The sequence below is a fragment of the Spirillospora sp. CA-142024 genome, assembly GCF_050942325.1.
Lineage (GTDB): Bacteria > Actinomycetota > Actinomycetes > Streptosporangiales > Streptosporangiaceae > Spirillospora.
Window position 1 is genome coordinate 3,304,450 of sequence record NZ_CP192077.1, and the last position, 18,856, is coordinate 3,323,305.

At 73.1% G+C, this 18,856-nt stretch carries 19 protein-coding genes; 13 read left to right on the forward strand and 6 right to left on the reverse strand.

What is annotated here, in order from left to right:
- The first annotated feature begins 208 nt into the window (after positions 1-208).
- Complete coding sequence (locus ACQPZP_RS16035) at positions 209-904, forward strand: SRPBCC family protein (RefSeq protein WP_433478406.1); 696 nt, start codon at positions 209-211, stop codon at positions 902-904.
- Here ACQPZP_RS16035 and ACQPZP_RS16040 read toward each other — a convergent pair.
- A complete protein-coding gene (locus ACQPZP_RS16040; protein ID WP_433478407.1) occupies positions 901-1,275 on the reverse strand; it encodes an FKBP-type peptidyl-prolyl cis-trans isomerase in 375 nt (124 codons plus the stop codon). The two genes, ACQPZP_RS16035 and ACQPZP_RS16040, sit on opposite strands and share 4 nt — an antisense overlap.
- Positions 1,276-1,418: 143 nt before the next feature.
- Here ACQPZP_RS16040 and ACQPZP_RS16045 point away from each other — a divergent pair, with 143 nt between their 5' ends.
- Together ACQPZP_RS16045 and ACQPZP_RS16050 are read left to right on the forward strand one after the other, a co-directional pair.
- Entirely contained in the window at positions 1,419-3,461 is a 2,043-nt protein-coding gene (locus ACQPZP_RS16045; RefSeq protein WP_433478408.1) for a hydantoinase/oxoprolinase family protein, read from the forward strand.
- Positions 3,458-5,275, forward strand: coding sequence for a hydantoinase B/oxoprolinase family protein (locus tag ACQPZP_RS16050; protein ID WP_433478409.1), 1,818 nt, complete (start codon positions 3,458-3,460; stop codon positions 5,273-5,275). Before ACQPZP_RS16045 ends, ACQPZP_RS16050 begins: the two co-directional genes overlap by 4 nt.
- Before the next feature lie 7 nt (positions 5,276-5,282).
- Here the strand turns inward: ACQPZP_RS16050 and ACQPZP_RS16055 are convergent, their stop codons facing one another.
- The 4 genes from ACQPZP_RS16055 to ACQPZP_RS16070 form a co-directional block, all read right to left on the reverse strand.
- On the reverse strand, positions 5,283-6,329 hold the full coding sequence (locus ACQPZP_RS16055) for a hypothetical protein (protein WP_433478410.1): 1,047 nt from the start codon (positions 6,327-6,329) through the stop codon (positions 5,283-5,285).
- Positions 6,330-6,381: 52 nt separating this feature from the next.
- Positions 6,382-6,708, reverse strand: coding sequence for a hypothetical protein (locus ACQPZP_RS16060; protein ID WP_433478411.1), 327 nt, complete (start codon positions 6,706-6,708; stop codon positions 6,382-6,384).
- A 298-nt stretch (positions 6,709-7,006) separates the two neighbouring features.
- Positions 7,007-7,249: a hypothetical protein gene (locus tag ACQPZP_RS16065; protein WP_433478412.1), complete on the reverse strand. Its 243-nt coding sequence runs from the start codon at positions 7,247-7,249 to the stop codon at positions 7,007-7,009.
- A gap of 280 nt (positions 7,250-7,529) precedes the next feature.
- Entirely contained in the window at positions 7,530-8,129 is a 600-nt protein-coding gene (locus tag ACQPZP_RS16070; RefSeq protein WP_433478413.1) for a uridine kinase family protein, read from the reverse strand.
- 58 nt (positions 8,130-8,187) lie between these two features.
- On the opposite strand from ACQPZP_RS16070, the gene ACQPZP_RS16075 reads away from it, so the two are divergent.
- Complete coding sequence (locus tag ACQPZP_RS16075; protein ID WP_433478414.1) at positions 8,188-9,588, forward strand: acyl-CoA synthetase; 1,401 nt, start codon at positions 8,188-8,190, stop codon at positions 9,586-9,588.
- An 8-nt stretch (positions 9,589-9,596) separates the two neighbouring features.
- Positions 9,597-10,886 (forward strand): cytosine deaminase, encoded by a 1,290-nt coding sequence (gene codA, locus ACQPZP_RS16080; protein WP_433478415.1) that lies wholly within the window; start codon positions 9,597-9,599, stop codon positions 10,884-10,886.
- On the opposite strand, the gene ACQPZP_RS16085 is transcribed toward codA, so the two are convergent.
- Positions 10,883-11,458, reverse strand: a complete 576-nt coding sequence (locus ACQPZP_RS16085) for a TetR/AcrR family transcriptional regulator (RefSeq protein WP_433478416.1) — start codon at positions 11,456-11,458, stop codon at positions 10,883-10,885. The genes codA and ACQPZP_RS16085 overlap by 4 nt on opposite strands.
- Positions 11,459-11,538: 80 nt before the next feature.
- On the opposite strand from ACQPZP_RS16085, the gene ACQPZP_RS16090 reads away from it, so the two are divergent.
- The 8 genes from ACQPZP_RS16090 (at position 11,539) to ACQPZP_RS16125 (ending at position 18,820) form a co-directional block, all read left to right on the forward strand.
- Positions 11,539-12,177, forward strand: coding sequence for an NAD(P)-dependent oxidoreductase (locus ACQPZP_RS16090; protein ID WP_433478417.1), 639 nt, complete (start codon positions 11,539-11,541; stop codon positions 12,175-12,177).
- 90 nt (positions 12,178-12,267) lie between these two features.
- Positions 12,268-13,197: an ABC transporter ATP-binding protein gene (locus ACQPZP_RS16095; protein ID WP_433478418.1), complete on the forward strand. Its 930-nt coding sequence runs from the start codon at positions 12,268-12,270 to the stop codon at positions 13,195-13,197.
- On the forward strand, positions 13,194-13,988 hold the full coding sequence (locus tag ACQPZP_RS16100; RefSeq protein WP_433478419.1) for an ABC transporter permease: 795 nt from the start codon (positions 13,194-13,196) through the stop codon (positions 13,986-13,988). The genes ACQPZP_RS16095 and ACQPZP_RS16100 overlap by 4 nt, the downstream gene beginning before the upstream one ends.
- Before the next feature lie 40 nt (positions 13,989-14,028).
- Positions 14,029-15,267: a sensor histidine kinase gene (locus ACQPZP_RS16105; protein ID WP_433478420.1), complete on the forward strand. Its 1,239-nt coding sequence runs from the start codon at positions 14,029-14,031 to the stop codon at positions 15,265-15,267.
- The gene (locus ACQPZP_RS16110) at positions 15,264-15,869 is read left to right on the forward strand and encodes a response regulator (RefSeq protein ID WP_433478421.1); all 606 of its coding nucleotides are present in this window, start codon (positions 15,264-15,266) and stop codon (positions 15,867-15,869) included. Before ACQPZP_RS16105 ends, ACQPZP_RS16110 begins: the two co-directional genes overlap by 4 nt.
- 59 nt (positions 15,870-15,928) lie before the next feature.
- Positions 15,929-17,092 (forward strand): pyridoxal phosphate-dependent aminotransferase, encoded by a 1,164-nt coding sequence (locus tag ACQPZP_RS16115; protein ID WP_433478422.1) that lies wholly within the window; start codon positions 15,929-15,931, stop codon positions 17,090-17,092.
- A gap of 79 nt (positions 17,093-17,171) precedes the next feature.
- The gene (locus ACQPZP_RS16120; protein ID WP_433478423.1) at positions 17,172-17,726 is read left to right on the forward strand and encodes an RNA polymerase sigma factor; all 555 of its coding nucleotides are present in this window, start codon (positions 17,172-17,174) and stop codon (positions 17,724-17,726) included.
- The gene (locus ACQPZP_RS16125; protein ID WP_433478424.1) at positions 17,723-18,820 is read left to right on the forward strand and encodes a CU044_5270 family protein; all 1,098 of its coding nucleotides are present in this window, start codon (positions 17,723-17,725) and stop codon (positions 18,818-18,820) included. The genes ACQPZP_RS16120 and ACQPZP_RS16125 overlap by 4 nt, the downstream gene beginning before the upstream one ends.
- Positions 18,821-18,856: the final 36 nt, after the last annotated feature.

The window sequence follows — 18,856 nt, forward strand, 5'->3', positions numbered from 1 at the left end:
TGCCGCGTACTCCGTTTCGCTGGGGGGACGGGCCGTGGTGGTTCCGCATCGGTTGACGCGCGGGTGGGGACCGGGGTTCGCACCCGGCGGAACCTGCGACATATCTGACCATTCCCGGCCGCTTTCGGGGCGCATCTGCCCAACCCTCGGCGTGTACTCGGCACATGTTGCCGTTCGGCGGGGCGGCGGCGTTCTCTAAAGTCGGGTCATGCAGCTCACCGGCAGTGCCAGCGTCGCCGCGCCGCTCGACCGCGTCTGGGACGCGCTTCAGGACCCGGCCGTCCTGGCCAGGACGATCCCCGGGTGCCGCTCCCTGGAGGAGACGGGACCCGACACCTACCGCATGACGGTCACGGCGGGGGTCGCCTCGATCCAGGGCACCTACGTGGGGCAGGTCGAACTCGCCGATCCCGATCCGCCCCGCTCGTTCGTGCTGCGCGCCCGCGGTCAGGGGGCGCCCGGCACGGTCGACGCGACCGTCCGCGTCCGGCTGTCGGACGGCGACGGGACGACCCGCATCGACTACGACGCCGACGCGGTCGTCGGCGGGATGGTCGGCGGCGTCGGGCAGCGGATGCTGGGCAGCGTCGCCAAGCGGACCGCGGGCGAGTTCTTCGCCGCCGTAGAACGCGACATCACCGCGCCCGCGCCCGCCGCGGAACCCGCAGCCGCCGCCGCGCCGGCCCCGTCCGGCGCGGGCCCGGTCTACGCGGGACGCGCCGCGGCCGTGCCGGAACGGGGCGCCGCGCCCTGGCCGATGACCGTCGCGTTCGCCGCCGGCGGGGCGGTCGCCCTCGCCGGCGTCGCCCTCGGCCACCTCCTCGGGCGCCGTTCCGGTCCCGGGCACGGCAACGGCGGGCATCCGGGCCGATCATCCCGGATCGCCCGCCGCTCGAACCGCTAGGACACGTCCACCAGGTCGACGACGAAGATGAGCGTCTCGCCGGGCTTGATCGCCGGGCTGGGGCTGCGATCGCCGTAGGCGAGGTGCGGCGGGATGACGAGCTTGCGCCGGCCGCCGACCTTCATGCCCGCGATGCCCATGTCCCAGCCCTTGATGACGCGGCCGGTGCCGAGCTGGAAGTCCAGGGTGCCGCCGGTGTTCCAGGACGCGTCGAACTCCTCGCCCGTTGACCACGACACGCCGACGTAGTGCATCGACACGTGCGACCCCTTGGTCGCCTCGGGGCCGTCGCCCTCGGTGATGTCGGTGATGTCGAGGTACGTGGGCGGCTGTCCCTCGGGAAAGTCGATCTCGGGGCGTTCAAGCGCCATGGAGAGGCTCCAGCAGTGTGTCGTCGGATGCGTCGGATGGAAGTGTTCAGCCTAGCCTCAACGCGGCCTCACGAAAGAACGCCGCGTCCGTTGGCAGGTTGCGACGGTTTCGCAGGTGGGCGGCGTCCGGTAGACCTTTCGGCATGGCGAGGCGGCGGCTGCGGATCGGGATCGACACGGGCGGGACGTTCACCGACGTCGTCGCGCTGGACGAGGACGGGGGCCTGACCACGACCAAGACGCCCTCGACCCCCGCCGACCCGGCGGAGGGGTTCGCGGACGGCGTGGCGAAGATCCTCGGGCTGCTCGGCGCGGGGCCGGAGGACGTCGCGGCGCTGTCGCACGGGACGACGGTCGCGACGAACCGTCTCCTGGAGGACCGGATCGACGACCTCGGGTTCGTCACGACCGAGGGATTCGAGTCGGTGCTGGAGATCGCCCGGCAGAGCGTCCCGGACGGCTACGGCAACAGCTACTTCTGGGTGAAGCCGCCGCGGATCGTCCCGGCGCACCGGGTCCGGACGGTCGGCGGGCGGCTCGGCCACACCGGCGCCGAACTGCGCCCCTTCGACGAGGAGTCGGCCGTCGCGGCGGCCCGATGGTTCCGCGACCAGGGGATTCTCGCGATCGGGGTGTGCTTCCTGCACTCCTACGCCGACCCGTCGCACGAGCTCGCGATGCGGGACGTGCTGGCCCGCGAGCATCCGGACGCGGTGGTGTCGCTGTCGTGCGAGGTGCTGCGCGAGTACCGCGAGTACGAGCGGTCGGTGACGACGGTGGTCGACGCCGCCGTCAAGCCGGCGATGAACGGGTACCTGGCGCGGATCGCCGAGCGCGTCGCGGCCCGGCTGCTGGTGATGAAGAGCAACGGCGGCGTGCTGTCGGCGGACGAGGTCGCCCGGCAGCCGATCACGACGGTGCTGTCCGGCCCGGCCGCCGGGGCGCTCGGGGCCGCCTTCGTGGTCTCCCGCAGTGGCCACGGTTCAGTCGTGACCTTGGACGGCGGCGGGACGTCCACCGACGTCGCGGTCGTCCTCGGCGGTGAGCCCACGTTGACGACGGAGGGCTCGATCGGCCGTCACCCGGTGAAGATCCCGATGATCGACATCGTCACGGTCGGCGCGGGCGGCGGATCGGTGGCGTGGCGGTCGCCCGAGGGCGCGCTGAAGGTCGGGCCGCGCAGCGCGGGCGCGGACCCGGGCCCGCTCTGCTACGGGCGCGGCGGCGCCGAGGTCACGGTGACCGACGCGCACGCCGTGCTCGGCCGCATCCCGCCGCATCTGCTCGGCGGCGAGGTACCCCTGGACGTCGGCGCCGCCCGCTCGGGACTCGACGCCCTCGCCAAGGAGCTCGGCCTGCCGTTCGAGCGGGCCGCGGCCGGGATCCTGGAGATCTCGGCGTGGAACCAGGCCAACGCCATCCGGCAGATCACCGTGAAGCGGGGCCTCGACGTGCGCGACTACCCGCTCGTCGCGTTCGGCGGCTCCGGGCCGCTGCTCGCGTGCCGGCTGCTCGACGTCCTCGGCCTGCCCGCCGCGGTCGTCCCGGAGAACCCCGGCAACCTGTCGGCGTTCGGGCTGCTCACCGTGGACGTGAAGAACGACCACGTCCGGACGCGGGTCGTCCGCGACGCCGAACTCGACCCGGCGCTGCTCGGCGAGGTCTACGCCGACCTCGAACGCGAGGCCGCGGACGCGCTCGCCCGCGAGGGGTTCCCGGAGGACCGCCGGCGCTTCGCCCGCTCCGCCGACCTGCGCTACTACGGGCAGGCGTTCGAGGTGCGGGTCCCCGCGCCCGCCGGGCCGCCGGACGACGCGTTCCGCGCCGAGGCGGTCCGCCGGTTCCACGACGCCCACGAGGCGCTCTACGGCTACTGCTACCGGGACGACCCGCGCCACCCGGTCGAGTGGGTCAACCTGCGCGTCTCCGGCATCGGCCCGATCGAACGTCCCCGCCTGGTGGAACGTCCGCCGGGCGACGGCGATCCGTCACGGGCCCGCACCGGCAGGCGGACGGTCTACTTCGACGCATGGGAGGAGAGCGCGATCTACCGGCGCGAGAAGCTCGCCCCGGGAGACACGATCGAGGGCCCGGCCGTCATCGAGGAGTTCGGCTCGACGCTCCCGCTGCACCCCGGCTTCACGGCACGCCTCGACGGTCACGGAAACCTGGTGGTCACGCGATGATCGATCCGATCCTGCTGGAGATCGTGGAGGGGACGCTCGCGTCGGTGGAGCGCGAGGTCGAGACGGCCATCGCGCGGACGGCGCGGTCCCCGATGATCCGGGACGCGCACGACTTCCGGGCCGGGATCCACGACCGGCGCCTCCGCAAGCTGACCGGGCGGTCGTACTCGGCGCTCGTCCAGCCGGTCGCGCGCGACTTCCCGCCGGAGGAGATGCGCCCGGGCGACGTGTTCTTCCACAATGACGTGTACCTGTCGGAAGGCGGCATCGGGCATCTGCCTGACCTGTGCGTGACGGTCCCGGTGTTCCACGAGGACGAGGTGGTCGCGTTCGTCCAGGCGTTCGGGCACCACGACGACATCGGCGGCGCCGTCCCCGGCTCGATGCCGAGCCATGCCCGCAGCGCGTTCGAGGAGGGCCTGATGGTCCCGCCTATCAAGCTGTGGGACCGGGGCGTCCCGAACGAGGCGGCGCTGGCCATCATGACCCGCAACTCGCGGATGCCGGACTCGCTCGCCGGCGACCTGGACGCCGAGTGCTCGGCGTGCCTGATGGGCGCCCGCCGGCTCGGCGACCTGTTCGCCCGCTACGGCCGCGCGGACGTCGAGGCGTGCTTCGACGCGATCATCGACCGGACCACCGAGACGTTCCGCCGCGAACTCCTGGCCAAGATCCCGGACGGCACGTTCGTCTGGGAGGACTACGCCGAGCACGACGGCGTCGACCCGCCCCGCCTGCACGCGCAGCGCATCACGCTGACCGTCGACAAGGCGGCGGCCGTTCCCCTGGTCATCGACTTCACCGGGACGTCTCCGCAGGCCAAGGGCCCGATCAACCACGCGGGCGACTACTCCGGCGGGGTGTTCCTGAAGAAGTGGCTGGCGCCCGTCCTGCGGAACCTGGCCGACACACCGGAGCGGGCCGCCGAACTGGACGTCAACGAGGGCGTGGTGCCGCTCATCGAGATGCGGTTCCCGGAGAAGGGCACGCTGCTGACGCCCGTCTTCCCCGCGCCGACCAACGCCCGCACCTTCGTGATCCTGCGGCTGCTCGGCGTCCTCGCCGGCGTCCTCGCAAAGGCCACCGGCGGCCGGATGCCCGCCGACCAGGAGACGATCCGCTACACCGGCGTCTACGGGGAGGACGACCGCGGCCCCTACCTGATGCGGGAGGTGCTCGGCGGCGGTTCCGGCGGCCGCTACTACGCCGACGGCGAGGACACCATCCACGTCGTGCCGGACTCCCGCAACATCCCCGCCGAGTTCGCCGAGGCGCGCTGGCCGTTCGTCGTCGAGCGGCTCGGCCTGGCCGTCGACTCGGGCGGGCCGGGGGAGTACCGGGGCGGCCTCGGCTACGACAAGCACATCCGGATGCTCCGCGACGCCCACTACATGTCGATCGCCGACCGCTCGATCCTGTCGTGCTGGGGCGTCAACGGGGGCCGCGCGGGACGTCCCTTCCGCGTCGACATCGACGGCGAGGAGATGGACGGTCTCGTGGACGACCGGCCCGTCCGCGCCGGTCAGATCATCCGCATCCGCACGACCGGGGGAGGCGGCTGGGGCGACCCGCTGAACCGCGACCCGTCCCGTGTGGCGGCCGACGTCCGCGACGGCAAGGTGTCCCTGGACGGCGCCCGCGACGACTACGGCGTCGTCCTGGCCGACGGTCTCGTGGACGCGGCGGCGACCGAGACCCTCCGCGCGCGTCTGCGCGCCGAGCGCGGCACCGTCCCGTTCTTCGACCGGGGGTCCGGTTACTCCGAGCTCTCCGGCGGTGCCGCCTCCGCCGACGTCGACGCCCTCGACCGGTGACGGCGGCCTAGGGGCGCCGCGGGCCGGTGATGTAGGCCCGCAGCGCCGCCTCGTACTCGCTCATCGGGGGAGAGGTGTCCGTCCGCCGGAGCTCGGTGTAGGGCGGATCCCCGTGGACGAGCTGCGAAGGGGCGCACTTCCCCGCGCCGCCGGGGCCGGTCAGCGTCTGCCGCCCGACCCTGCGGCCGGTGCGCGCCTCGAAGACGTCGAGATGCCGGCGGCCCTGGTAGGACTCCAGGCGCAGGCCGCCCTGGTAGTCGCAGACCTGGAGCGGCGTGTCCGACACCCGGCCCGCCGGTTGGCCGCACGCCACCAGCTGCACCTCGTCCGGCTCCGGCCGGGCCCTGCCGCCGCCGGTGGTCGCGAGGTCGGGGCGCCCCGCGCCCTCGCCGAAGAACACCAGCGGGTGCGGGCCCGCTCCCTCGTAGGGCGCGACGCCGTCGAAGGGGCGGCCCTGCGGCGAGCAGAGCCGGGCGAGATCCTCCAGGTGCTCGGGCTTCTCCCCGAGGACGGCGCGAACCAGCCAGGGCTGCGCCATCCATCCCACCAGCGCCAGAGTCGCCGCACCCACCGCGACGACCGCCAGCCGCGGTCCCACCCGGGCCCGCACCGGCCCCCGGCTCGCGACCGCCCGGCCCAGGTCCCTGCCACCGCTCACCGGCCCGACGTCAAGGTGGCGCTCGTCGGCGCCGTCGGTCCACACGAGCCGCCGCATCGTCCTTTTCACGCCGAACTTCGGCGTCGTCAGCGCCTCCCACGGGATGGCGACCGGGGCCGCTCGCGACAGCACCAGCACCCCGCCCTCGCACACGGCGAACCGGAGCCGCGGGCCGTGCGGCCCCGGCAGCGGCGCCAGATGCACCCAGCAGACCAGGCCCGCCCACGCCAGGACGGGCAGCAGGAAGACCGAACGCCAGTCGAAGACGGCGACCGCGCCCACCGCCACGCCGAAGAGCGGAATCCCGGGCGCCAGCCGGGTCCAGTCGGGCCAGTCCCGGCGCTGCCGGTGCACCCGCCGGACGGCGCCCAGCCCGGCCTCGGCGGCCTTCCGCAAGACCGAACGGTGCCACGGCATGAATGTCTTCCTGCTCCTGCCCACCGCGCGATCATCGCTCAGGTTCGCGTCCGGCGGCGAGGTCCTCGAAGACACGGTCGGGGTCGTTCTGCTTCCAGTACCTGAACATGAGCGAGACGCCGCCCCCCTCCGCGGCGAACGAGCCGATCGGCCGGGACGGGTCGACGAGGAAGCGGGGTTCGTCCCACTGCTGCGCCACGACGGCCAGCGGACCGCCGGCGACGAGAATCCACGTGGCCTTCCCGCCGGCGATCGTCGCGAGGAAGTGCCGCTCCAGCAGATGAGCGACGACACGGGCCAGGGACGTCTCAGGCGGCAGCTCGATCGTCTGAGCATGGGGGAGGACATCGTCCCCCATGGCGACGCTTGTGCGATCGACATTGATCATCATGAACTGATCCCAGGGTCCTCGCTCATGCCGTTATGAGGTGAATCGCTACTCCGAAACCCCGATCCTTGCATTTGGTGATCTCACCGGCGTGCAAGCCCCTCCTTGATCGCGGCGGACTGTTCACCCGTCGGCAGGGGCGCATGGGAGGCGGCGACCCGGCTCTGCGTTGGGAAAACTCCTTTGGTGAGGCAGGGGCGGGCCGTCGTTTTCCACCGGCTCCGGTCACCGCGCCCGCGGACAACGCCAGGATCGGCGGCTCAAACGGTCAGCGGCGGTTGAACGCGCTGATGACGAGCTGGCCGACGACGACGTAGAGCAGTGCCGCCAGCCCGTAGTTCAGGGCGACCCCGAGCTTGGCGTCATCGGGGGTGAAGACGTCGCCGAGGCCGAGCACCAGGACCTTGGCGATGTTGTAGACGCCGTGGACGAAGCCGTTGCCCTGGTTCGCCTCGAACACGACGAACACGATGTGGAGCAGGAAGATCGCCGCGACGAAGCCGGTGATCACGCGTATCACGCCGGCGACGGCTCCGGCGCCGTCGCGGCGGTGATAATCGCCGCGCGGGGATTGATAAGGGTCCGGGACGCGGTGAGGCGGGTAAGGGTCTGCCCCGTGGTACGGGGGAGGACCGTGGGGGCCTTGGCCGTATGGGGGTGGGTGTGACATGACTCCGCATTGTAGGGGAGTAGACACATATCGCCACGCTTTGTGCGGTTCATTCTTGTGATGCGCTCGCTGCACTTCGCGGGGACCAATTCGAAGACGGATTCGCAACATCCCAAGTCCTCTATGGGGTCATCAAGTGGTCCCCCTCGGCTGCAGGGCGCACCTTGAAGCGGTACCGGGTGAAGGTGGTGCCGTCCACGTCCAGGTCGCAGCGGGCCCGCGTGCCGTCGGCGGCGAAGAGGGCGGACTCGCGGACGGCCCAGGCGTCCCAGGCTTCGGCGTACTCGGGGCCGTCGCGGTCGATGGCGCGGGCGCGGCGCAGATCGTGGGGCGCGTCGATCCAGATGCGGCAGGCGGCGGGTGACTTCGCCCAGGCCGAGCCGACGCCCTCGACGAACAGGACGGGTGCGGGCGGGATCTCCTCTTCGGGCCCGTAGCGGTCGTGATGCCAGTCGTAGCGGCGCAGCACGGCGGGACGGCCGTCGCGCAGCGGGTCGAGCACCGCGCGGCGGAGGGGACGCCACCAGGTCAGCGGGTCGGCGTCCCAGGGAACGCGGAAATCGTCCGACCGGATGACGGGCGCGCCGACCAGGACCTCCGCCAGGTGGTCGGCGAACGTCGACTTGCCCGCGCCGCTCGGGCCGTCCACCGCGACGATCCGGACCGGGCCGCACGACGGCGGCAGGACGAGCAGCCGCGCGGCGAGCGCGGGGTAGGTCATGGCGGAATCCGGCACGGACGGCATACTTCCAGCTGGACGAGAGGGAGAGGGGCGAGTGATGGACCTGCTCGGCGGGACGGGCGGCCCGGTGCGGGTCGCCGGACGGGAACTGCCGCGCGACGAGCTGCTCGGCTGGGCGTCCGCCGTCGCCGCGGAGATCCGGGGCGCAGACGCCGTCGCCGTGCACGCCACGGCGTCCCTGGAGACCGTCGCCGCGGTCGTCGGCGGCATCCTCGCCGGCGTGCCCGTGGTGCCGCTGCCGCCGGACTCCGGTCCCGCCGAGCGCGCACACATCCTCGGCGACTCGGGGGCGGGCCTGCTGCTGGCCACCGGCGACGCGCAGCCCGTCGACGGCGAGCCGCCGCTGGTCCCGGTCGGCGCGCTGCCGCACAACGGGAGCGTGCGGGACGAGGTTCCCGCCGACGCCACCGCGCTGATCCTCTACACGAGCGGGACGACGGGCGCGCCGAAGGGCGTGCTGATCTCGCGGGGGGCCATCGCCGCCGGGCTGGACGCGCTCGCCGAAGCCTGGGCCTGGACGCCCGGCGACGTCCTCGTCCACGGACTGCCCCTGTTCCACGTGCACGGGCTCGTCCTCGGCGTCCTCGGCGCACTGCGGGTCGGCTCGCCGCTCGTCCACACGGGGCGTCCCAAGCCCGGGCTGTACGCGGCGGCGGCGGAGAACGACGGCGGCAGCCTGTTCTTCGGCGTCCCCACCGTCTGGTCGCGGACCGCGGCGGACCCGTCCGCCGCGGAGGCCCTCCGCGGCGCCCGCCTCCTCGTCTCCGGCAGCGCGCCCCTTCCCGTGCCCGTCTTCGAGCGGCTCGCCGGACTCACCGGGCACCGCCCGGTCGAGCGGTACGGCATGACGGAGACGCTCATCACGCTCAGCGCGCGCGCCGGCGGCGACCGGCGGCCCGGCTACGTCGGCACTCCGCTGCCCGGTGTGGAGACCCGCCTGGCCGCCGAGGACGGCTCCGGCGTCCCCCCGGACGGCGAGACGCCCGGCGAGCTGCACGTCCGCGCCCCGCTGCTGTTCAAGGGGTACCTCAACCGCCCGGAGGCCACCGCGAAGTCGTTCACGGCGGACGGCTGGTTCCGCACCGGCGACATCGCCACGATCGGCCCGGACGGCTGGCACCGGATCGTCGGCCGCGCGTCCACCGACCTCATCAAGAGCGGCGGCTACCGGATCGGCGCCGGCGAGATCGAGAACGCGCTGCTCGCGCATCCCGCGGTCCGGGAGGCGGCGGTCGTCGGCACCCCGCACGACGACCTCGGCGAGCAGGTCACCGCCTACGTCGTCGCCGAAGGGGTCGGCGAGAAGCAGCTCATCGACTTCGTCGCCGGACGCCTGTCGGTGCACAAGCGGCCGCGCGTCGTCCACCTGGTCGGCGCGCTGCCCCGCAACGCCATGGGCAAGGTCGTCAAGACCCGCCTGACCGACATCACGCCTTGAGGGGTCGCATGCGCCTCGTGACGAACGCCCGGCTCATCGGCCGGGACGGCCTGCACGACATCGAGATCGACGGCGACCGCTTCGGCCGCATCGCGCCCGCCGGGGAACTCGCCGGCGACGCGCTCGCCGACGCCGCCGGAAACCTCGTCACCCCGCCGTTCGTCGAGCCGCACGTCCACCTCGACACGACCCTGACCGCCGGTGAACCGCGCTGGAACGCGTCCGGTTCGCTGTGGGAGGGCATCGCCGTCTGGAGCGAGCGCAAGACGTCCCTCACACGCGAGGACGTCGTGTCCCGCGCGTCGGAGGTGCTGCGCTGGTACGCCGCCAACGGCGTCCTGCACGTGCGCAGCCACGTGGACGTCACCGACCCCGGGCTGGTCGCGCTGGACGCGATGCTCGAAGTCCGCGAACAGGTCGCCGACGTCATCGGGCTCCAGATCGTCGCGTTCCCGCAGGAGGGCATCTGCTCCTTCGACGACGGCGCCGGGCTGCTGGAGGAGGCGGCCCAGCGCGGCGTGGACGCTGTCGGCGCCATCCCGCACTTCGAGGACACCCGCGAGGACGGCGTCCGCTCCCTGGAGATCGCGTTCGGCATCGCGCAGCGGTACGGGCTGCGCCTCGACGCGCACTGCGACGAGATCGACGACGAGCAGTCCAGGTTCGTGGAGGTGCTGGCCACGCTCGCGCGGCGCGGCGGGCTCCGCGACCGGGCCACGGCCTCCCACACCACGGCGATGGGTTCCTACAACGGCGCCTACTCCTACAAGCTCCAGCGCATCCTCGCCCGCTCGGGCGTCAACCTCGTCTGCAACCCGCTCGCCAACCTGTGCCTGCAGGGCCGGTTCGACGCGTATCCCAAGCGGCGCGGCCTCACCCAGGTCAAGGAGATGCTCGGCGCCGGGGTGAACGTCGCGTTCGGGCACGACGACGTCATGGACCCGTGGTTCCCGCTCGGCACCGCGTCCCCGCTGCAGGTCGCGCTGGCCGGCGTCGCCGCCGCGCAGCTGACCGGCGCCGCCGAGATCGACGAGGCGTTCGCCATGGTGACGGGGCGCGCCGCCAGGGTGCTCGGCCTCGGCGACGGGTACGGCGTCGAGCCCGGCCGGCCCGCGAACCTGGTCGTCCTGCCCGCCGCGTCGCCGTTCGACGCCGTCCGGCGGCAGACCCGCCCGAGCCATGTGGTCGCGCGGGGCCGGCTCGTCGCCGAGACGCCGCCCGCGGTCACCCGGCTGACCTGGCCGGGACGCGAGCCGGAGGACGTCGACTTCGTCCGTGCGCGCGACCGGCGCCGTTAGGGGAGCAGTTCGGCGAGGACGGGGCGGACCAGGTCCCGCGCCACGGACTCCGGCAGGTCCGGGCCGCCGTCGCCCTCGGCGAAGTAGTGCAGGAACCCCTGCTGGAAACAGGCGCCCATCAGCAGCGCCGCCACCGCCGCGGTGTCGGCGTCCGCCGTGACCCTGCCGAGGCCGCGCTCGGCGTCCAGATACCGGGTGAGGGCGCGCACCGGTTCCTGCGGGCCCGCGCCGTACTTGCGCAGCGACTCGCGGGTCGCCACCATCAGCCGCGGCTGCGCCACCATCGAGGCCATCATCGGGAACGCCTGCCGGTAGAAGCGCAGCCCGCCATGGACGATCGTGACGAGATTGGACTCCAGGGACCCCTCGCCCGGGACGCACGCCTTCGCGAACGCCGGCATCCGCTCCTTGATGACGTTCAGCATCAGCTCCTCCTTGTCCCGGAAGTGCTTGTAGAGCAGTGCCTCGGAGTAGCCGGCGGCCTTCGCGATCTCCTTGGTGGTGGCGCGGGCGACCCCGTGCCGCCGCATGATGTCCGCCGCGGCGTCCAGGATCCGTTCGCGCGCGCTCAATGAGGCCCCCTTGACAGGTGAGTGGATGCTCACCACGATAGTGGTTAGTAAGTATTCACTCACCTTGGAAGGGGAACCCGATGAGGATCACGATCTTCGGGGCGACCGGCGGCACCGGCGTGCACGCCGTCAGGCGGGCCCTGGACGCCGGGCACGAGGTGACCGCCGTCGTCCGCGACCAGGCCGGGCTGCCCGCCGAACTGCGCGCCTGCGCCGACGTCGTCCAGGCCGACGTCATGGACCCGGGCGCGATCGAGGAGACGGTCAAGGGACGCGACGCGGTCGTCACCGCCATCGGCACCCGCGACGGCGGCCGGCCGACCAGCGTCTGCGCGGACAGCACGCGCGGCATCCTCGCCGCGATGGCGGCCGCCGGGACGGAACGGTTCGTGCTCACCAGCGCGTCCGGTCTCCACGCCGGGCCGGGCGACGACCCCCTCACCCGGTTCGTGGCCAAGCCGCTGCTGCAGCGCTTCCTCAAGCACGCCTTCGCCGACATGCGCGCCGCCGAGGCCCTCACCCGCGACTCCGGCCTCGCCTGGACGATCGTCCGCCCGCCCCGCCTGACGAACGGACCGGGCAACGGGCGCTACCGGAAGGCGGCCGACCGCAACGTCCTCGGCGGTGTGTCCATCGCCCGCACCGACCTGGCCACCGCCCTCCTCGACGTGGCGGGCGACCCGTCGTCCATCCGGCACGTCGTCAGCGTCGCCGGATGACAGGTGTCATGCCGATCGGCTGACAGGCGCCGCCGGAACCGGTGACACGCGCTTCTACCCGCACACGCCCGTCCTCGCGACGCTGGGGGCATGGAAACGAACTCGGCCATCCGCGTGGACGGGCTGCGGCAGCGGTACGGGGACTTCGAGGCCGTCGCCGGGATCTCCTTCGAGGTCGGCGAGGGCGAGCTGTTCGCGCTGCTCGGCACCAACGGCGCGGGGAAGACGACCACGCTCGAAACCCTGGAGGGACACCGGGCCGTCCACGAGGGCACGGTCCGCGTCCTCGGCCACGACCCGCACCGGGAACGCCGGGAGGTCCGGCCGCGCATCGGCATCATGCTCCAGGACGGGGGCTTCTTCGCCGACCTCACCGTCGCCGAGACCGTCGAGCACTGGCGCGCCTTCACCCCGTCCGCCCGCGACCGCGGCGAGGCCATCGCGATCGCGGGCCTGGCCGACAAGGCCGGCGTGCGCGTGCGGCAGCTGTCCGGCGGGCAGAAACGCCGCCTCGACCTCGCGCTCGCCCTGCTCGGCCGGCCCGCCGTCCTCTTCCTGGACGAGCCGACGAGCGGCATGGACCCCGAGGCCCGCCAGGCGACCTGGCGCACCGTCCGGGACGTGGTCGCCGGCGGCACGACCGTCCTGCTCACCACCCACTACCTGGAGGAGGCCGAGCACCTCGCCGACCGCCTCGCGATCATGCACCGCGGGCGGATCGAGGCGTCCGGCACGGTCGCCGACGTCGTCGCCGGGTACGGCGACCGCGTCACCTTCCAGCTCCCCGAGCGGCTCCAGGTCGCCGAACTCCCCGGCCTGCACGGCGCCCGCGCCGACATCTCCGTGGACCGCGGCCGCGCCGTCGCGTCCTACACCGTCGAGAGCGCCGGTCTCCAAGACGGCCTGTACGAGCTGCTGCGCTGGGCCGACCGGAAGGGCGTCCGGCTGGACGGCCTGACCGCGCGCAGCGCGTCCCTCGAAGACGTCTTCCTCCGCACCGCCGAAGGAGCGACCCCGTGAAGACCTCCGCCATGCTCAGCGTCGCCCGCCTCGACCTCACCCTGCTCTGGCGGAACCGGACCGCCCTGTTCACCGTCTTCGGCCTGCCGATCCTGTTCGCGGGCATGCTCGTCCCCATGCGCGGCCAGGAGATCGACGGAGTGGACGGCGCCCTCCTGCAGGGCACGGGTCATCTGGGGTTCTTCCTCGTCTTCGCCGTCTTCATGAACCTCGTGAACGTGTTCACCGCCCGGCGCGAGGACCGCACGCTCAAGCGGATGCGCGGCACCGCCCTGTCGGACGCGGAGATCACGGGCGGCAGCATCCTCACCGCGACCGCGATGTACACCGTGCAGGCGATCGCGCTGCTCGCGGTGCTGGGAGCGGCGATGGGCGGCCGGCTCCCCGCCGACCCGGTCCTGATGCTGGCCGGGCTCGCGGGCGGCGTCGCGGTGTTCGCGACGCTGGCGTTCGCGGTGTCCGGGATCACCCCGAACGCCGAACTCGCGCAGCTGACCGTCCTGCCGATCATGTTCGGGTGCATGCTCGGCGCCGGCGTGATGTTCCCGATGGACGGCCTGCCCGGGTGGCTCCAGGAGATCTGCCGGTTCGTCCCGCTCAGCCCGGTCGTGGAGATCGTCCGGACCGGCTACTTCGGCCAGGACTTCGTCCAGCGGGCCGGCCACCCGTCCGTCGGCCTCGCCGAAGGCTGGCTCTCCTGCATCCGGTCGTTCCTCGTCCTGGTCTTCTGGGCGGCGCTCGGCCGCGCTCTCGCCGCCCGCTGGTTCCGCTGGGAACCGCGGCACGCCTGAGCGCCACCGATTACAGTGCGATGCCGGGAGGGACAAGGACATGACGGTCGCGACGACGGCGGACATCGAGGAACAGGCCGGCCGCCGGCTGGAGCGCTACCGGCGGGTGACCTACCGCTCGTTCCTCATCGCCGCCTTCGGCTTCATCGCGCCGAGCCTCGGCGGGCTCGCGACCGCCTACAGCGAAGGCGACGGCGGCGTGCCCCTCGTCGCCGCGGTGGTCACGGGACTCACCCTGCTCACCTGGTACTACGCGCGGCTCGTCCGGGCGGGCCTGGACGGTGGCGCGCCGTTGCGCGACATCGTGGTCAGCGGCGTCGTCGCCGGTGCGCTCAGCCTGATGCTGCTCACCAGCCCGTGGTTCAGCGTCATCCCCGTCTTCTGGATCTCCGCCGTGGTGCTCTCCCCGCTGGGCCGCAGGCAGATCATCGCGCTGTGCGCGGGGACCGGGGCCTACTGCGGGGCGGTCGCCACATTCGCCGCGGAACACCTTTACCCCGACGGCGACGCGCCCTGGTACGCGCTCTTCCCGGTCCTGCTCGTCATCTACACCGCGACATGCGGGTTCGTCGTGTTCGTCAACCGGTACCAGCGGCGCATGTGGGACCTGCACCAGGAGTCCCACGCGGCCCGCGACGCCATGGCCAGGCTCGCGGTGACCGAGGAGCGGCTCCGCTTCTCCCGCGACCTGCACGACCTGCTCGGCCACAGCCTGTCCCTCATCGCGGTGAAGAGCGAGCTGGCCATGCGGACGGCGCACGACGACCCGGACCGGGCGCACGCCGAGATGGCCGACGTCCAGCGCGCCGCCCGGAACGCCCTGCGCGAGGTCCGCGCCGCCGTCCGCGGCTACCGGGCCGTCGAACTGGACGCCGAGCTGGCCGGGGTGCGGGCCGTGCTGGAGGCCGCGGGCGTGCGCTGCGAGATCGGCGAGTTCCCGGACGGACCGCCGCCGGAGGTCCGCTCGGTGCTCGCCTGGGTGATCCGCGAGGGCGCCACCAATGTGATCAAGCACAGCGAGGCCCGGCACTGCGCGATCACGCTCACCCTCTACGGTGACTCCGTGGTGATGGAGATGCGCAACGACGGCGTGCGCGGCGCGCAGACCGCCGCGGGCTCCGGGCTGACCGGGCTCACCGAGCGCGTCGCCGTGCTCGGCGGCGAGATCAGCGCCGGGCGGCACGGCCGCGACGGGTTCCTGCTGCGCGCCACCGTCCCGCTCCCGAGCGCGGACGGGGCGGAGTCCGGCGAGGCCGTCGCGGCGGGGAGGCACACGTGATCCGCGTCCTGCTGGCCGACGACGAACACCTCATCCGCGGCGCCGTCGCCGCCCTGCTCGGCCTCGAACCCGACCTGGAGATCGTCGCCGAGGCCGGCCGCGGCGACGAGGTCGCCGCCGCGGTCGCCGAACACGACCCGGACGTGGCCGTCCTCGACATCGAGATGCCGGGCGCGGACGGCCTCACAGTCTCCGAAGAGCTGAACGCGTCCGGGGCCCGCTGCGCCGTCTGCATCCTCACGAGCTTCGGCCGCCCCGGCTACCTGCGCCGCGCCATGGCCGCCGGCGTCCGCGGCTTCGTCGCCAAGGACGCCCCCACCCAGGAACTCGCCGCCGCCATCCGCAAGATCCACGGCGGCGGCCGCTACCTGGACGCCGAACTCGCCGCCGGCGCGATGGCCGCCGGCGACAACCCGCTCACCGCGCGCGAACGCGAGATCCTCCGCCTCACCGGCACCGGAACCGAGACCGCCCGCATCGCGACCCGGCTGCACCTGTCCGAGGGCACCGTCCGCAACTACCTCTCCACCGCCATGGCCAAGCTCGGCGAGTCCAACCGCGCCGCCGCCTTCCAGGCCGCCCGCGAAATGGGCTGGATCTGACTGGGGCTGGATCTGACCGCGCCAGGCCCGCGGGGCGGGCGGGCGTCTAATCTTGTGGCGTGAGTGAGCCACTGGTCGAGCGCATGCAGGGTTTCGGTGAGACGATCTTCGCGGAGATGTCGGCTCTCGCCCTCCAGACCGGCTCCATCAATCTGGGCCAGGGCTTTCCGGACGAGGACGGCCCGGCCGGGGTGCTGGACACGGCGGTCGAGGCGATCCGCTCGGGCGGCAACCAGTATCCACCCGGTCCGGGGCTGCCGGAGCTCCGGGAGGCGGTGGCGGCGCAGCGGCTGGAGCGGTACGGGCTGGAGTACGACCCGGCGGCCGAGGTGTTCGTGACCGTCGGGGCGACCGAGGGGATCGCGGCGTCGGTGCTGTCGCTGGCGGGCCCGGGCGACGAGGTCATCGTGTTCGAGCCGTACTACGACTCCTACGCCGCCGTGATCGCGCTCGCCGGGGCGGTGCGCAGGCCCGTCACGCTGCGGCCCGCGGAGGGACGCTTCACCTTCGACCCGGACGAGCTGCGCGCCGCCGTCGGGCCGCGAACCCGCGCGATCCTGGTGAACTCGCCGCACAACCCGGCGGGCACCGTGTTCACGCGCGCCGAGCTGGAGACCATCGCGGACGTCTGCCGCGAGCACGACCTCGTCGCGATCACCGACGAGGTGTACGAGTACCTGACGTTCGACGAGACCGAGCACATCCCCCTGGCGACGCTCGACGGCATGCGCGAGCGGACGGTGTCGGTCTCGTCCGCGGGCAAGTCGTTCTCCGTCACCGGATGGAAGACCGGCTGGGTGACCGCGCCCGCACCGTACGTCCGGGCCGTCCAGACCGTGAAGCAGTTCCTCACCTACGCGGTCAGCGCGCCCTACCAGCGCGCTGCCGCGTACGCGCTGCGCAACGAGATCCCGTGGGTGGAGGAGCTGCGCAAATCGCTCCAGGCCAAGCGGGACCGTCTCATCACCGGCCTTGAGGCGGCCGGGTTCGCCACCTACCGGCCGCAGGGGACGTACTTCGTGCAGGCCGACATCCGGCCGCTCGGGTTCACCGACGGCAGGGAGCTGGCCCGGGCCCTGCCGGAGAAGGCGGGCGTCGTCGCCATCCCGACTCAGGTCTTCTACGACCACGCCGAGGCGGGCGCGCATTTCGTCCGGTTCGCGTTCTGCAAGAAGGACGCGGTCATCGACGAGGCCGTGGAACGCCTCGCCCGCCTCGGCTGAGAAAACCGGCAGCCGCCTGTAAACGGATCCGCCGCTTCGGGATTACTCCACGACAACCGACCCCGACGGGAGGTTCTTCGTGGATGATCCCGAAACACGGTTCACCCGCCTGTACGACGAGAACCACCGGCGCGTCCTCGCGTACGCGCTCACCCATGCCGAGCCGCACACGGCCGAGGACATCGCCGGCGAGACGTTCCTGATCGCCTGGCGGCGGCTGGACGACGTCCGCGACCCGGCCCTGCCGTGGCTGCTCGGAGTGGCCCGCAACCTGCTGCACAAGCAGCGCGACCGGGGCAACCGCGGCCGCGCCCTCGCCGAGCGGATCCGGGCGCTGACCACGGCGGGCGATCTCGCCGCGTGGGACGTCGCCGAGCACGTGATCGAACGCGAGACCGCGCTGTCCGCCATCGCCGCGCTGGCCGAGCGCGACCTGGAGATCCTCGCGCTCGTCAACTGGCACGGCCTCGACCCCCGGCAGGCGGCGAAGGTCATGGGCTGCTCGGTGCCCGCCTTCGCCGTCCGGCTGCACCGGGCCCGCAAACGCCTGGCCCGCGCCCTGGACGCCGCGGGCGCCGCGGGCGCCGCGGCCCCGGCCCGTCCCGCCCCGGTCGCCGAGGAGGCGGCCCGATGACAACCGGAGAGAAGATGAAGGACGCCGACACGATCTTCCGCGAGCTGAAGCCCGCCGCGCTGGACGAGCTGGCCGGCGACGCCCATGCGCGCCGCCGCGACGGCGACCTCGCGCGAGCCATGCACGCCCCCGCCGCGCGCCGCCGCCGCGCTCGCCGGCCCGTGCTGCTCGTCGCCGGGGTGGCGGCCGCGGCCTGCGCCGCGGCCGGGACCGTCGTGCTCGCGAACGGGGGCGAGCCCGCGTCCCGGCCGCCCGCGGCGGGGCGGGAGGCCGTCGACGCGCGCACGTTCCTGCTGGCCAGCGCCACGGCCGCGGCCAAGGCCCCGGCCGCGACCGGCCGCTACTGGTACAACCGGCAGCGGACGTCGGGCGAGGTCGGCGGGTACCGCACGGTCGTCGTCGGCAAGGGGCCGGACGCCCGCAAGGTGAAGAAGAAGATCTCCTACCGGGCCTCCATCGAGACCCCCGGCGAGATGTGGCTCGCGCGCGACCAGGGCAAGGGACGCAAGATCAGCGGCCCGGAGAAGCTCGTCTTCCCGACCGCCGGGGACGAGGCCGGCTGGCGCAAGGACGGCTCTCCCCGCCTCGTCTCCGGCTCGAACGAGAAGCGGATCTGGGAGGGGCCGTCGCGGCCGTCCATCGGCAATGACGAGGTCTCCTTCAAGGAGCTTGCGGCCCTGCCCACGGACGCCGGGCGCCTGCAGGCGGTGCTGCGCGACCGCTACGCGCGTGACCTGAAGGACTCCGAGAACCCGTTCACGGGCACGTTCACGGTCTACCTCTGGGAGACGGCGCGCGACCTGCTCGCCGGGCCGATCACGCCCGGTACCAAGTCGGCGCTGTTCAAGGTCCTCGCCGGTCAGCCGGGGATCCGGATGGCCGGCAGGACGACGGACCGGCTCGGCCGTCCCGGCATGGCGGTCACCGTGAAGGAGGCCCCGGACGGCGGCGCGAACGCGACCGAGTCCCGGCTGGTCATCTCGGCGAAGACCGCCGACCTGCTCGAATTCGGGGTGTGGGAGTCCGGATACGGGGCCGGCGTGACCACCTACGAGAAGATGGGATGGGTCGGCGCGCTCGGCGCACGCCTCTAGAAACTGCCGAAGAAGCGGCGCTCGTTGGGCGGATTT

Bases quoted from the DNA above. Each gene is read 5' to 3' on its own strand.
- ACQPZP_RS16035 (WP_433478406.1), top strand. From the start codon at position 209: ATGCAGCTCACCGGCAGTGCCAGCGTCGCCGCGCCGCTCGACCGCGTC.
- ACQPZP_RS16040 (WP_433478407.1), bottom strand. From the start codon at position 1,275: ATGGCGCTTGAACGCCCCGAGATCGACTTTCCCGAGGGACAGCCGCCC.
- ACQPZP_RS16045 (WP_433478408.1), top strand. From the start codon at position 1,419: ATGGCGAGGCGGCGGCTGCGGATCGGGATCGACACGGGCGGGACGTTC.
- ACQPZP_RS16050 (WP_433478409.1), top strand. From the start codon at position 3,458: ATGATCGATCCGATCCTGCTGGAGATCGTGGAGGGGACGCTCGCGTCG.
- ACQPZP_RS16060 (WP_433478411.1), bottom strand. From the start codon at position 6,708: ATGGGGGACGATGTCCTCCCCCATGCTCAGACGATCGAGCTGCCGCCT.
- ACQPZP_RS16070 (WP_433478413.1), bottom strand. From the start codon at position 8,129: ATGACCTACCCCGCGCTCGCCGCGCGGCTGCTCGTCCTGCCGCCGTCG.
- ACQPZP_RS16075 (WP_433478414.1), top strand. From the start codon at position 8,188: ATGGACCTGCTCGGCGGGACGGGCGGCCCGGTGCGGGTCGCCGGACGG.
- codA (WP_433478415.1), top strand. From the start codon at position 9,597: ATGCGCCTCGTGACGAACGCCCGGCTCATCGGCCGGGACGGCCTGCAC.
- ACQPZP_RS16090 (WP_433478417.1), top strand. From the start codon at position 11,539: ATGAGGATCACGATCTTCGGGGCGACCGGCGGCACCGGCGTGCACGCC.
- ACQPZP_RS16095 (WP_433478418.1), top strand. From the start codon at position 12,268: ATGGAAACGAACTCGGCCATCCGCGTGGACGGGCTGCGGCAGCGGTAC.
- ACQPZP_RS16105 (WP_433478420.1), top strand. From the start codon at position 14,029: ATGACGGTCGCGACGACGGCGGACATCGAGGAACAGGCCGGCCGCCGG.
- ACQPZP_RS16125 (WP_433478424.1), top strand. From the start codon at position 17,723: ATGACAACCGGAGAGAAGATGAAGGACGCCGACACGATCTTCCGCGAG.